The organism is Aestuariivirga sp. (assembly GCF_047602625.1).
Classification (GTDB): domain Bacteria; phylum Pseudomonadota; class Alphaproteobacteria; order Rhizobiales; family Aestuariivirgaceae; genus Aestuariivirga.
The window spans coordinates 139,511-152,882 of sequence record NZ_JASGGV010000002.1; the positions used below are offsets into that span (position 1 = coordinate 139,511).

Below are 13,372 nucleotides of genomic sequence, written 5' to 3' on the forward strand. Positions count from 1 at the left end.
GTTAATGACAGCAATGAGATAGGAACCCTTGGCCTCACTTCAATGGCAAATCGGAGCGCTTGCCGAACCGCCCGCCGTTGGATTAGCTCTGCCCTGCAACCCGAGGAGACCGCCATGCCCAAGCACAAGATCGCCATGCTGACCGCCGGAGGTCTTGCGCCCTGCCTGTCGTCCGCTGTGGGCGGGCTGATCGAACGCTATACCGAACTTCTGCCCGATGCGGAGATGATCGGTTACCTGTCCGGTTACAAAGGGCTTCTGCAAGGCCGCTCCATTCCCGTGACAGCCGCCGTGCGTGCCAAGGCGCACGTCCTTCATGAACATGGCGGATCGCCGCTCGGCAACAGCCGCGTGAAGCTCACCAATGTGAAGGACTGCGTGAAGCGCGGTCTGGTGAAAGAGGGCGAGGTGCCGCTCGAGGTGGCGGCGAAGCAACTGGTGAAGGACGGCATCACCATTCTTCACACCATTGGCGGCGATGACACCAACACCACAGCGGCCGACCTTGCGGCCTATCTGGCGAAGAACAATTACGGCCTGACCGTCGTGGGGCTTCCCAAGACCATCGACAATGACGTGGTGCCGATCCGCCAGACGCTCGGCGCCATGACCGCCGCGCAGGAAGGCGCGCGCTTTTTCGAGAACGTCGTCAACGAACAATCCACATCATCGCGGCAACTCATCATCCATGAGGTGATGGGCCGCAATTGCGGATGGCTGACCGCCGCCACGGCGCAGGCCTGGCGGGAACGGCTGCAGCATCTTCACTTCCTGCCCGAGTTCAACCTGAGCCGCGCTCACAAGGACATCGCCGCCGTCTACATCCCTGAAATGCCCATCGACATCGAGGCCGAGGCGAAACGCCTGCGCAAGGTGATGGACGAGCGTGACTCCGTCTGCATCTTCGTCAGCGAAGGGGCTTGCGTTGCCGAAATCGTGGCCGAGATCGAAAGCAAGGGCGGCAGCGTGGAGCGCGATGCCTTCGGCCATGTGAAACTCGACACGGTGAAAGTGGGAGACTGGTTCGGCAAACAGTTCGGCCAGAAGATCGGCGCTGACAAGACTCTGGTGCAAAAATCCGGCTATTTCGCGCGCTCAGCCGCCGCCAACGCCGCCGACCTGGCGCTGATCCGCACCATGGTGCATGTCGCCGTTGATTCAGCCCTGAAAGGCGTTTCGGGTGTGACCGGCCATGACGAGGAACGCGTAGGTGAACTGCGCGCCATCGAGTTCCCGCGCATCAAGGGTGGCAAGCATTTCGATCCATCCACCGGCTGGTTCAAGGCCATGCTGAAAGAGATCGGCCAGACGCGCGAATAGTGCGCCCCCGCACGTTTTCAATATGCCTCACGGCCTCGTGAAACACTGTGTTGAACGGTGCGCGAGACGTGAATCACAAGCCCACTCATCAGACATAACCAATTGATTATATTGGGATACAAAAAATGCACGGGAAGCCACACAGTTGATTGGTACCTCTCATTGTTACGATTACATAGGACTCATCGGAGGCGCGATGGTCGCGCTCACCGAAAGTCCGAAAAGACAATGTGGAGTGCATATCATGAACAAGCTCATCATCTCTCTCGCAGCCCTTGGCGCGCTGTCGACCGTTGCCCTGGCCGAACCGGATCGTTCCTTTGATTCCCCGCCCCCGGCCTGGCAGCTGAACACCCAGCACAACACCAGCACCGAGCCCCTTTCCGTTGTGAAGGAAACGGCTGCGAATGACGGCGGTTATGTGAGCAACTATCAGCGCGTGCTGGAGAACTCGGAGAACGGTGGCGGCAACGCCCATAAGTAACACGTTTCGCATCAATCGCGTCAAAAGGCCGGGCATTCTGCCCGGCCTTAAATTTTGCCGGCCAGCGTGATGTTGTAACCCGCCGCAGTATCCGGCAGGAAAACAGGCGAACTGTTTTGCCGGAGGATACTTTGCCAGAGTCAAATCTGCCGTGGGAATTGATCGCCGGAACCGGATTGCTCACCGCCACGATTTTCGCGCACGGCGTAGGCCTTCGCTTCATCGGCAGGTGGTTTCACAGGGCATGGTCCGAGAACAAACCGTTCGCCGAGAGTTGGCGCGCCGATCTCATCCTGACCTGCGTTGTCGCTTCACTGGCCGTCCTGCATTTGCTTGAGCCGCTCCTGTGGGCCGTGCCGATATATGTCTCGGGAATATTGCCATCCCTGCGCGACGCCTATTATTTCGTGCTACAGAGCTACACAACTCTTGGCGCGGGCAACGTCACGCTCCCGGAGAATTGGCGCCTCTTCGGGCCGGTGATCGCCATATCCGGCCTGTTCGCCTTCGGATGGACGGCCAGCGTTCTGGTCACCGTGATGGCAGAATTTGTCCGCTTCAGCCGGAAGTAGGATTCAAGCCTTGTTTGCCCCGCCATCAGGATCAACATTGTCGAGAAACGTCGACGTCGGCGCGAAGAACAGCGTGCCTGTCACGGCACGGCTGAAGTCCAGCAGCCTGTCATAGGTGCCGGGCGGATTGCCGATGAACATGTTTTCGAGCATCCGCTCGATCCGGTGCGGCGTCCGCGCATAGCCGATGAAATAGGTGCCGAACTCGCCCTTCCCCACTTCCCCGAAGGGCATGTTGTCGCGCAGGATCTGGAGCGGCTGGCCATTTTCCTCAATCGACGTAAGGACATTGTGCGCATAGGGCTTCTTCTGCGAATCCGGCTGCTCGATATCCGAGAGCTTGTGCCGCCCGACGATGTTCTCCTGCTCTTCCACGGCCACCTTGTTCCAGCGCGCAAGATCGTGGAGATATTTCTGCACGATCACATAGCTTCCACCGGAAAAACCGGAATCTTCATCGCCGACGAGGGTGGCGTCTGCCGCCGCCTGACCGGCGGGATTCTCGGTGCCATCAACGAAGCCGATCAGGTCGCGGTCATCGAAGAACTTGAACCCGTGCACCTCGTCCTGCGTGGAAACGGCGCCGGAAAGCCGTGACATGATGTGCGTCGCCAGTTCAAAGCAGAGATCCATGGTGGCCGCGCGGATATGGAACAGGATATCGCCCGGCGTCGAAACCGCGTGGTGCGCGCCCTTGATCTCGCGGAAGGGGTGAAGGTCTTTGGGCCTTGGCGCGCCAAACAACCTGTCCCACGCCTCAGACCCAAAGCCCATGACGCACGACAACTGGCCATTGAGATTGCGGAACCCGACGCCGCGCATCAGGCTCGACAGATCGGCGCACAGTTCCCGCACCGGCTTTTCGGCAGCCGCCCCCGGATTGATGGTCACCACCAGGAAGATCGCCGCCCGCGTGAGCCTGCTGGCGACGGATTGTGAGACGGGAGGAGGAAGGCTGGAAACCATGACCGGTCCATCAAAGTGCTACGCGACCACGTGAACATGCCACGTGCGCAAAACAGTTCAAGACCGGCCCTGAAAATCTGGAATGGTGGGCGATGAAGGACTCGAACCTTCGACCCGCTGATTAAGAGTCAGCTGCTCTACCACCTGAGCTAATCGCCCATTCCAAATGGCGCGCGGCTCCGAAACCGGAGCCGACGGCGGGGTCTATACGTGCCCCGCCGCCGCTTGTCCATGCCTTTTTGAGCGCCCTGTTGATGCCGCAAAAGCCGTGACGCGGAGCGAAATTCGCGCAACCTCATACGGCAAGCTTCGCGGCCTGCCCCAGGGAATTCAAAAGCTTTACCGCCGTCTTGTCGAATGACACGAAAACCTCGCCACCAAGCCATCGCCCCTCATGCGCCATCGCGCCATCGGCCAAATCGCCTCCTGCCTTGAATAAGGCCAGGCCCGCCTCCACAGCCGGGCGGTTCATAGTGACGTTGCTGGCGCGCAACAGCGCTTCGATGGCAGCCACGATGTCTTCTTGGGCGAGCCCCGCGCCACGCCGCAACACCCAAACAAATTCACAGAGCGCGGGTAGTGGCACGGCAATAAGTGTTGCCTCGCGAAGCAGCCGGGCCGCTGCCCGGGCCTGCCGTGCGTCGTCCATCAAGACGGCGCGCACGAGAAGATTGGTATCAGCGGTGATCTTCATGGGCTTTTGCCCAGCCTTCGGACGCAATGCGGTTCATCTGCTCAACCGTGAGCGGCTGCCTGACCTTGCCCTCCAGCAAGCCGACGAAGCTGTCAATGGAACCTGCCGGCTCAACCCCTCTCAGCTCGACCCGGCCATTGGGCAACAGCGCAACATCAATTTTCTCCCCCGGCTTGAGGCCGAGGTGCCTGAGCAGGTCTTTTTTTAGCGTCACCTGCCCTTTGGCGGTGATGGAGAGCTGTGCCATGGTCCGGTTTCCAGATGATTTCCGACAAGAATGTAAGGCAGATTTACATTGCTATCAAGAGGTGTGTCTGGTGGCGGGCGAAGGTCCAGCAGATCTTCGCCCTGTTTGGTTACTTCTTCCCCGCCCTGTTGACCCCGCTCACCACCGCCTTCAGCGAAGCCACGACGATGTTCTTGTCGATGCCCACGCCAAAGATCGTGGAACCATCCGGCAGCCTCAGTTCCACATAGGCGACCGCCGTTGCATTGGCGCCGGTGCCCATGGCATGTTCGCGGTAATCGGCGAATTCAAAGGCAAGGCCGCTCTCCTTGCGGATGGCATCCACGAAGCCGTCGATCGGCCCGTTGCCCTTGCCGTGAATGGTCTTGAGCTTGCCATCCACCGTCACCTTGGCTGTCACGGCTTGGTTGCCATGGTCTTCCTTCGTCGCATATTCGAGGAAGCCATAGCGGCCGTTGCCGTCGAGATATTCTTTCTCGAAGGCGCTCCACAGCCGGTCGGCGGGAAGCTCCACGCCCTCCCCGTCGGCGATGGCCTGCACCACCTTGGAGAATTCCACCTGCAGGCGGCGCGGCAATTCGATGCCGTGCTCCTTCTCGAGGATATAGGCGATGCCGCCCTTGCCCGATTGCGAATTGATGCGGATGACGGCCTCATAGCTCCGCCCCAGGTCGAGCGGATCGATGGGCAGATAGGGCACCTCCCACAGGGGCCGGTTGGAAGCCGCCATGGCCTTGAAGCCCTTATTGATGGCATCCTGATGCGAACCCGAGAAGGCCGTGAACACCAGATCACCCGCATAGGGGTGGCGCGGATGGACCGGCAGCTGGTTGCAATATTCCGCCATGCGCACCAGGTCGTTGATGTTGGAACAGTCCAGCCCCGGATCGATGCCCTGGCTGAACATGTTCATCGCCAGCGTGATGACATCCACATTGCCGGTGCGCTCCCCATTGCCGAACAGTGTGCCTTCCACACGGTCCGCCCCCGCCATCAGCGCCAGTTCGGTGGCGGCGACAGCGCAGCCCCGGTCATTGTGGGGGTGCAGCGAATAGAGGATCGACTCGCGGTTCTTGATGTTGCGGATGCACCATTCGATCTGGTCAGCATAGACATTGGGCGTCGCCATCTCGACGGTGGACGGCAGGTTGAGGATCAGCTTCTTGGCCGGTGTGGGCTTGTAAACGTCGATCACCGCCTCGCAGATTTCCTTGGCGAAATCGAGTTCCGTGCCGGTGAAGCTTTCCGGCGAATATTCATGCCGGATCACCTTCTCCATGCCCATCTCGCGCTCGATCTGGCAGATGAGCGAAGCTCCCTTCACGGCGATGTCGATGATGCCCTTGCGGTCCAGCCGGAACACCACGCGGCGCTGCAGTTCAGAGGTGGAGTTATAGAGATGGACGATGGCGCTTTTGACACCCTTCAAGCTCTCGAAGGTGCGGCGGATCAGCTCCTCACGCGCTTGCGTCAGCACCTGGATGGTCACGCCATCGGGAATCCTGTTGTTCTCGATCAGATAGCGGACGAAATCGAAATCCGTCTGCGAGGCGGAGGGGAAGCCGACCTCGATTTCCTTGAACCCCATGGCCAGCAGCGCATCGAACATGCGCATCTTGCGGTCCTGCCCCATGGGCTCGATCAGGGCCTGGTTGCCGTCACGGAGATCGACGGAACACCAGACCGGCGGCTTGGTGATGGTGCGGCTGGGCCACTGCCGGTCGGGCAGGTTCACGGCCGGAAACGGGCGGTATTTCTCTTGCGGAGCGATCATCATGGGATTTTGGTCTCTTGCCTGGTCTTAGCTGGGTTTGAAGCGTCAGTCCCCGGAGAGCCAGGGCAAAGCCCGGCCGGCCCTCAGGGGCAGCTAAGAAGGAGAAGCCCAAGCGCGCTCAGGGCTTGGGGCCCGGAGGTCAGAACCAGAATGGCGCGCGCGTTGGACATGGGAAGGCTCTATAGGGGATTGCCTGGCAATGCGCAACCTTGCACGGGAAGAATGAATTAACGGCAAATGAGCAATATCCGGGGCCAGATGTCCGAAATTGCCGTCATCATCGTGAACTACGGAACCGCCACGCTGGCGATCGGCGCCGTTGAAAGCGTGCTGGCACGCCAGCATGGCGGGCGCAGCGTCGAAATCCATCTGGTTGACAATAACTCGCCCGGCAACGACCGCGCCGTTCTGGCGGACGCCGCGAAGGGCTGGGGCAGCCGCGTAACGTTCTATCCCGAGACTGAAAATCACGGCTTCGGACGCGGCAACAATGTGGTGCTGAAGAGGCTGGCGGAGCGCGCCGTGCCGCCGCGCTATATCTTTTTTCTCAATCCCGATGCGCGGCTGGAAACCGATTGCATCGGCGAACTGGCCCGGTTCCTTGAGGCGCATCCACAGGCCGCGATTGCAGGTTGCGGCGTGGACGATCCGGCGCGGGCAAGAGCGGCCTATTCTGCGTTCCGATTTCCCGGTGTGATTTCCGCCTTCTTTGGCTCGGCGCGGCTGGGGCCGGTTTCGAGAGTATTCTCCCGCTGGATGATTGCCCTGCCGCCGGACATGGCTGAAGGCGAGGTGGATTGGGTTTCAGGCTCCGGCTTCATGGCGCGGTTTGATGCCATCTGCAGCGTGGGATTTTTCGATCCCGGCTATTTTCTCTACTTTGAAGAAACCGACATGATGTTCGCGCTCAAGAAGCTGGGATTGCAGGTCTGGTTTTGCCCCTCCTCGCGCATCGCGCATATCGAAGGCGCTGCAACCGGCATTCATAACCGCGATATGGCTGCAAGGCGGACGCCACCCTACTGGTTCCAAAGCTGGAAGCGCTTCCATTCCAAGAATTATGGCGCCTTTCATGCCCGCGTCTGTGCGCTGGCGCAGCTTTCAGGATCGGCGATTGATCGCTGCATCACCGTGCTCACCGGGCGGACACAGGAGATGACGGCGCATTTTGTGGGTGATTTTTTCAGGCAGGTTGCCGTTCCCCTGTTCACGCCGGGCGGCGCGCGCCCGCAGTAGGCAATACTATTGGGTTTTCGGCACGATCATCTGCAACACGCCGGGCTCAATGGAAATATCGATGGGAAAGGTGAGATATTCGAGTTCGCCATCGACCGACGCCTGAATCTTGCTCCCCTTCCGGCGCTTCATCGGTGACAATCTGATCGCGGAACCGGCGCGCGCCTCCACCATATCGTTCTTCCTTCCATGTTCCCCGCAGGGTGGCCAGCGCAATGCGGATATAGTCACGCCAGCGTTTGGCGCTCACGGCGTAGATTCCCAACACCCCGCCATCAAGCCGCACTGGAATGCCCGGCTTGTCCGACCGGTAGACATTGTTTGAGATCGCCAGCGCGGGGATGCGCAGGCGCGACAATGTTCCTTCTTCCTCGGCGATCATACGGATGGTCCGCGGCCGCGCGAGAACGGCAAAAATCGCTGTCAGGCCGGTCAGCATTTTTGTAAGGCGCGAGGAATAGCCGATGCGCTCGCGGATGCGGACGACGCGCGGCTGAATGCCGAAAGATACCTGATGCAGAAATGCTTTGCCGTTCACCCGGCCAACGTCAATGGCCACCGCATGCCCATCCGCTAAAGCCGTTACCGCCTGTTCGAGATTGGCGGGAATGCCGATCGCCTGCGCCACCATGTTCATTGTGCCCAAGGGCAATACGCCCATGGTGATGCCGGTACCCGCCAGTTGCCCGGCTACGCTGGCCACCGTGCCATCCCCGCCGCCCACGACAATTGTCTGATAACGCTGTCCCGCAATCGCCGACGCCACTGTTGAAGCAATTTCCCCGCCCTTGACGAGTGAAACCTCAACCGGCTGCTTCTGCGAAAAGCCCTTTTCAACCCGCTGCGCCACGGCATCCTCACCCATGGTCCGAACCGTGCCGGACTGCCGGTTGATGATGACCAGAACCGCCGCTTCGGCAGGCTGTGTTTTATCCACGCGCGGGGTTCCAGTCTGTCATGGTGAAAATATGTGGCAATCAGGTCAGGGGGTCAACGCACTTGGCAGCAGAATGCGGACGTCCGCGCGTGATGTTGACGCCGTATGTATATTTGACCTATTGCCCATCCGGAATGAGGCGCCAACCGCCGTGCTGACCAAACACGGATAAAGTTCCGACACAGTTGCGCGCCAAGGTGTGGCGATTGCCCAAGGACAGGATTTATGAAAGCTGCTTTTGCCGCCCTTTTTATTTTCGTTGCGGGAATATGCCCTGCCCTGGCCGACGATTGCGCCAAGGACATCGCAAAGATTGACCAGGCGATGGCGAAGCCTGACGCTGTAAAACCCGAGGACCGCGCGCAGCTGGAAGACATGCGCAATCAGGCTGTTCAATTGTGCGGCGCCGGCAATACGCAGGAAGGCCTCGACGTGACAGGCGAGGCCAAGGCGATGCTGAACATTCAATAGAGCTCTTCAGAGCTCGATCGTTCCTTCCATCACCTGCACGGCCTGCCCTGCCACGCGCACGGAAACCAGGGCTTGGCCTTTTACATCGAATTCAAGCCGGAGCTGGGAAGGCCTGCCCATCTCATAGCCCTGTTCCAGCCAGAGACGATGCGTGCCATCGGCCCATTCCCCGCAGGCAAGAAGCTGAGATGCCAGCAAGGCCGTTGCGGCGCCCGTCGCGGGATCTTCCGGGATGCCGGAGCCGGGTGCAAACATGCGGCCGCGAAACGCCGTTTTTTCCTGCTCACCGCCGCGCGCATAAACATATGCGCCAAGCACGCCCGATTTTTCCATGAGCCTCGACCAATGCGGCTCCGAAACGCACACGCTCGCCAGCGCATCCCCGCCGGACACCGGAATGAAAAGAAAACTGGGGCCTCCCTGATGAAGTCCCGGCGCATGCCCCTCAAAGCCGATCTTCTCCGGGGCAAGTGAAAGTGCGGCAGCGATATCAGCCTGTTCCGGCACGGCGCGTGCGAGCGCAAACGGTGTGACGGGCGCTGTGAACATCGCGTGGGGCACATCGCCAATGCGCGAGACTTTCACCGGCACAACGCCAGCCTTCTCCTCCAGCCGGACTTCCGTTTCAAAGGAACATCCGGCCTTGTATTTCCGCGCAGCCAAATGAATGGCGCATCCCACGGTCGGATGGCCGGCAAACGGGATTTCCACCTGCGGCAGAAAAATCCGCACCTTCGCCGTGTTCACAGGGCTTTCCGGCGCCATCACAAAAATCGTTTCGGAGAGATTGAACTCCCGCGCGATCGATTGCATCTGCTCCGTGGACAGACGGTCTGCCTCCATCACGATGGCCAGCGGATTGCCGCCAAACCTCCGCGCCGTGAAAACATCATAGGTAGCGAAGGCGAGATTCACGGGATGGTGGCTTCCGTCCGCTGCCCCGCCTTCACTTCGATGTCTTTCTCGCCAATCACCGCGCCGCCATCTCCATAGGCTTTGATGTGATAGATGCCTGCGTTGAAGGCCTTGTTGAACTCGGCGCCATATTCCGTGCCGATGCGCTTCGCTTCGCCTGAAATGTCTTTCTCGCTGCTGTAAATTTCGAAAGACGTTGCATTCCCGGCTTTTACGTTCAGGTAGCCGGCGTTGAGGTTGAACGCGATCTTGCTCACCTGCGCGGCGGACACGTCTCCCTCCATTTCGGCATGGGCATAGCCTGTGTCGGCAGTGAAGAGATAATGGCCCGCCGGCAGGAAGATGCGCGCCGGCAGTTCATAGCTGGTGGTGATGCGCGGATGCTGGCCATCAACATCCGCAACCGCCTGATGCACCTCGAACGTCACGTCCTTCGACGCCGCAGGCCCCTTGTCGGAGAACTGGGCGGTGAGTTCGGCTTGCCCCGCATTCAGGGCCAGGGTGAGATCAGTGTCTTTCCCCGCCGTGATCGTGAAAGACTGGCTTGCCTTTGCCTCTCCCAGGTTCAGCACCAGCGTGTAGTCCCCCGCATTCAGCAGGAGGCGCGGCTGGATGTCGTACAACGTCGCGACGTTATCACCGTTCGGCGCCAAAATCTCCCACGACAGCCGGTTTGAATCGGCTGGCACTTTGCCGTCCATTGTGCCAGCGGCCGTGAGGGTACCCGCGTTCAACACCGGCTCCACGTCCACGATCTTTCCCGCCGTGACGGTGAACGGCGTTTTCACGCGCGCATAGCTGACGCTAATGTCCGCAACATAATCGCCGGGCGGAAGATTTTTCTTGAGGTCGACGGCGTAGTCCGTGGACACCGCTTCGCCATCGCTGCCGTCCGTTGTCGCCTTGCGGATGGTCCATCCGGGTTGCGTGAAGGGATTCATCAGCTCGGCCTTGTCAGCCAGCCACACATGGCCATTCATCGTAATGCCCGGCTCGGCCGGCGGCTGCGCAGGCTGGGTTTCCGTGACCTCCACCGTCTTGGTCAGCGCCTTCTCAAGCTCATCCGCATTGCTGGCGACAATGGAAATGCCGCCGGTTTTGTCCGCGAGGCATTTGAGCTGCCCCGCTGCTGCCGGATCATCAAGGCCGAAGCCAACAGTATGTACCGTGAGATTTACGCCGGTTGACTTCAATTCCTCCGCCACCGAACAGGGGTTCAGCCCGCAGGTTTCGATGCCGTCCGAGACGAGAATGACGGTGGCCTTTTTCTCCGTATACTGAAGGGATTCCGCCGCCATCTTTACGGCCGCCGTCATGGGCGTTTTGCCCTTGGGGCTGAGGCTCTTGACCTTTGCCATGAAGGCTTTGCCATCCAGCGTGCCCGGCTCGCTCAGCACTTCGATGTCGTCGCATGATCCCTTTTGCCGGTGGCCATAGGCGATGAGGCCGAGTTCGTCTTCGGGCTTCCAGTTGGCGACGATCTTGCCTACCACCTCCTTGGCGATATCCATCTTGGACTTGCCATCGATCTTCGCCCGCATGGACCCCGAGGCATCCAGCACGAGGATGACCCGCTGCCCCTCATCGGCGCGCGCCGGTTGCAAGAGCGCAAACAGGGACAGGACGGTGAGGCAGAGAACTCGGGAGAATCGCATGGGAAGGCTCCGTCAAACAGGCGGGCGGGAAGGTCGCAGCAAGCCTGCGCGGCGTCAACTCTCAATCCGGCTGGACAGGATTTCTCGAGCAATCACTTGTGCATAGCCCGGCATTCTTAAATCGATCTGTGAAACAGAACGCAAGGCTTCGATGCTTTCCAGTTCGGGAGATGAGTCGGTTTCAAGGTGAGCCTGAACCCGTCGCGCCAGAGTTGCGTAATCTTCCGCAAACCGGAAAATCCGGATCACGGCCAGGCGCTGGCCTTCAAATACTGCGAAGAGACGGCCCTCCTCCGCCGCGCGAAGATCGATGCCTGTCTCTTCCAGAAGCTCGGTGCACATGGATCCGTAAATATCGACGCGGCCATCCGGCAGCACATCGCGGGGCTCAAGCGAGCCGGATGGCGGATAGGCCTTGCCGGCATTCGCCGTGGCAGAGCCCATCACGCCGAACAAGAGCGCGCCGCAGGACGTGATGGCAGCGGGAACGCCAAAGCAATTGCGCACGGCGCGGTCGGGCCAATCCCAATCGCGCCAGGCGACGAAACTGGCAAAATCCGTCACGGCGAAACGGGCACGCAGGATGCCGTCTTCAACCTCGGCCTCGGTGCAAATCAGCACCTCGCCGTTCCACAGTGCGGGATTGGCAGCCACTCGCGCCTGCCAGTGCCCGAGAATTTTTCCGCGTTCAGCATCCGCAAAGGCCCAGCGGCCTCCACCCATGCGAAGGTCAAGACCCCGAAGCGGCACGGCTCCATCCATCACCCGGCGATGGCCTTGTAAATGAGCTCGATGGACACCAGCGCCAGCGCCACTTCCACGATGCGGAAGAACAGCTTTTCCGGAATGATGCGCGTGGCGTGATAGCCGATCCACGCACCGATGATCGCGGCGGGCGCCAGCCACGCCGCCAATTCCAGATTGCCAATGTTGAACTGGCCCAGCGCCCAGTAAGGCGGCAGCTTGATGAGGTTCACATAGGCAAACAGGATCGTGCTGGTGCCCGCGAACACCATCTTCGGCAATTTCTGCGGCAGCGCATACATCTGGAATGGCGCGCCGCCGGAATGCGAGACGAAACTGGTGAAGCCGATCAGCGTGCCCCAGAACATGCCGCGCGGCACATCGGCGTCTTTCTTGGGGATATTGCCGCGCTTGATCACCGCATTGATGCAATACCAGAGGCCGATCAGGCCGATCAGCGCCGTGACGATCCGCTCATTGGTGAACGACGCCGTGGCCCACCCAAGCGCCACGCCGAGCGTCGCTGATGGCGCAAGGATCAGCAGGTTCCTGAGATCATATTCGCGGCGGTAGAACCACAGGCCAAACCAGTCGCTGACGATATAGATCGGCAGCAGCAGCGCCGCCGCCTGGAACGGTGGCATCACCAGTGCCAGCAGGGGCACGCCGAGAATGCCCACCATCGGCAGACCGCCCTTCGACAATCCGACCGTAAAGGAGGCGAGGATCGCCAGGGCGTAAAACAGCCAGCCGGTCATTATGCATCAGACTCGGGCTTGAGGCGCACTGTCTCGTGGTCCACGTTGAGAAAGCGGCACAGCATCTCGACCGTGAAATTATGATCCTCGCGCTGCGGGATGCCAGACACCGTGACAGCGCCAATCACCCCCGTGCCGATCACATGGATGGGAAAGCTGCCGCCATGCGGCGCATGTTCCATCGGGTCCCAGCCGCGGTCTAAAACGCTTTCGCCTTTCTGCAAAAGTTCGCGCCCGATGCGGTAGGAACATTTGTGGGCGCGCAGTGCGCTGTTGCTCTTGCGCCTCACCCAGTTCGGATTGTCAGCCTCGCTTCCCGCCAGGGCTGCGTAAAACAACTGCCGTCCGGCGTGGCGGATGTCGATCACGATGGGCAGCTTGCGCGCCAGCGCTTCCGCCTGCATGAGCGTTCCCAAAGCCCATGCATCCGCCTCGTTGAAATGGGGAAATTGCAGGCGTTTTTCCTGCAGCTTCAACTGCGCGATGTCTTCGGCCGTTGACACGTGACGATCCCCATTTGAAACAGTTTATTTGTCTTGTTAACGCGCCGTTAAGCAGGTCTTGCGGCTGCTTTCCCCGTGGCATTCAAACTGCATTGG

15 protein-coding genes and 1 tRNA gene are annotated in these 13,372 nt (G+C 60.2%); 5 read left to right on the forward strand and 11 right to left on the reverse strand.

Annotation, left to right across the window (positions count from 1 at the left end):
- Nucleotides 1–114: 114 nt before the first annotated feature.
- From QM694_RS05280 to QM694_RS05290, 3 genes are all read left to right on the forward strand, one after another.
- A complete protein-coding gene (locus tag QM694_RS05280) occupies nt 115–1,320 on the forward strand; it encodes a pyrophosphate--fructose-6-phosphate 1-phosphotransferase (protein WP_415005905.1) in 1,206 nt (401 codons plus the stop codon).
- A 244-nt stretch (nt 1,321–1,564) separates the two neighbouring features.
- Nucleotides 1,565–1,804, forward strand: a complete 240-nt coding sequence (locus QM694_RS05285; protein WP_415005906.1) for a hypothetical protein — start codon at nt 1,565–1,567, stop codon at nt 1,802–1,804.
- A 131-nt stretch (nt 1,805–1,935) separates the two neighbouring features.
- On the forward strand, nt 1,936–2,376 hold the full coding sequence (locus QM694_RS05290) for an ion channel (RefSeq protein WP_415005907.1): 441 nt from the start codon (nt 1,936–1,938) through the stop codon (nt 2,374–2,376).
- 3 nt (nt 2,377–2,379) lie between these two features.
- Here the strand turns inward: QM694_RS05290 and QM694_RS05295 are convergent, their stop codons facing one another.
- The 5 genes from QM694_RS05295 to leuA form a co-directional block, all read right to left on the reverse strand.
- On the reverse strand, nt 2,380–3,342 hold the full coding sequence (locus QM694_RS05295; protein ID WP_415005908.1) for a Dyp-type peroxidase: 963 nt from the start codon (nt 3,340–3,342) through the stop codon (nt 2,380–2,382).
- 83 nt (nt 3,343–3,425) lie between these two features.
- Nucleotides 3,426–3,501: transfer RNA gene (locus QM694_RS05300), tRNA-Lys, on the reverse strand.
- A gap of 136 nt (nt 3,502–3,637) precedes the next feature.
- Nucleotides 3,638–4,036: a type II toxin-antitoxin system VapC family toxin gene (locus QM694_RS05305; protein WP_415005909.1), complete on the reverse strand. Its 399-nt coding sequence runs from the start codon at nt 4,034–4,036 to the stop codon at nt 3,638–3,640.
- Nucleotides 4,020–4,283 (reverse strand): AbrB/MazE/SpoVT family DNA-binding domain-containing protein, encoded by a 264-nt coding sequence (locus QM694_RS05310; RefSeq protein WP_415005910.1) that lies wholly within the window; start codon nt 4,281–4,283, stop codon nt 4,020–4,022. The genes QM694_RS05305 and QM694_RS05310 overlap by 17 nt, the downstream gene beginning before the upstream one ends.
- A gap of 109 nt (nt 4,284–4,392) precedes the next feature.
- Nucleotides 4,393–6,060 carry a 2-isopropylmalate synthase gene (gene leuA / locus QM694_RS05315; protein ID WP_415005911.1) on the reverse strand — a complete coding sequence of 556 codons (1,668 nt, stop codon included), beginning with the start codon at nt 6,058–6,060 and terminating at the stop codon, nt 4,393–4,395.
- Between the two features lie 234 nt (nt 6,061–6,294).
- On the opposite strand from leuA, the gene QM694_RS05320 reads away from it, so the two are divergent.
- Nucleotides 6,295–7,293, forward strand: a complete 999-nt coding sequence (locus QM694_RS05320; RefSeq protein ID WP_415005912.1) for a glycosyltransferase — start codon at nt 6,295–6,297, stop codon at nt 7,291–7,293.
- Between the two features lie 46 nt (nt 7,294–7,339).
- Here the strand turns inward: QM694_RS05320 and QM694_RS05325 are convergent, their stop codons facing one another.
- Nucleotides 7,340–8,230, reverse strand: a complete 891-nt coding sequence (locus QM694_RS05325; protein WP_415005913.1) for a diacylglycerol/lipid kinase family protein — start codon at nt 8,228–8,230, stop codon at nt 7,340–7,342.
- A gap of 225 nt (nt 8,231–8,455) precedes the next feature.
- Between QM694_RS05325 and QM694_RS05330 the strand changes: the two genes are divergently transcribed.
- The gene (locus QM694_RS05330; RefSeq protein WP_415005914.1) at nt 8,456–8,701 is read left to right on the forward strand and encodes a hypothetical protein; all 246 of its coding nucleotides are present in this window, start codon (nt 8,456–8,458) and stop codon (nt 8,699–8,701) included.
- 6 nt (nt 8,702–8,707) lie between these two features.
- Here the strand turns inward: QM694_RS05330 and QM694_RS05335 are convergent, their stop codons facing one another.
- Genes QM694_RS05335 through QM694_RS05355 form a run of 5 tightly spaced genes read right to left on the reverse strand, consistent with a single transcriptional unit; the run spans nt 8,708 to nt 13,276 of the window.
- Entirely contained in the window at nt 8,708–9,616 is a 909-nt protein-coding gene (locus QM694_RS05335; protein WP_415005915.1) for a PhzF family phenazine biosynthesis protein, read from the reverse strand.
- Nucleotides 9,613–11,271, reverse strand: coding sequence for a vWA domain-containing protein (locus QM694_RS05340; protein WP_415005916.1), 1,659 nt, complete (start codon nt 11,269–11,271; stop codon nt 9,613–9,615). The genes QM694_RS05335 and QM694_RS05340 overlap by 4 nt, the downstream gene beginning before the upstream one ends.
- 54 nt (nt 11,272–11,325) lie before the next feature.
- Nucleotides 11,326–12,021 carry an NUDIX hydrolase gene (locus QM694_RS05345; RefSeq protein ID WP_415005917.1) on the reverse strand — a complete coding sequence of 232 codons (696 nt, stop codon included), beginning with the start codon at nt 12,019–12,021 and terminating at the stop codon, nt 11,326–11,328.
- Nucleotides 12,022–12,032: 11 nt separating this feature from the next.
- Nucleotides 12,033–12,773, reverse strand: coding sequence for a sulfite exporter TauE/SafE family protein (locus QM694_RS05350; protein ID WP_415005918.1), 741 nt, complete (start codon nt 12,771–12,773; stop codon nt 12,033–12,035).
- Nucleotides 12,773–13,276 (reverse strand): heme-degrading domain-containing protein, encoded by a 504-nt coding sequence (locus tag QM694_RS05355; protein ID WP_415005919.1) that lies wholly within the window; start codon nt 13,274–13,276, stop codon nt 12,773–12,775. The genes QM694_RS05350 and QM694_RS05355 overlap by 1 nt, the downstream gene beginning before the upstream one ends.
- Nucleotides 13,277–13,372 lie beyond the last annotated feature (96 nt).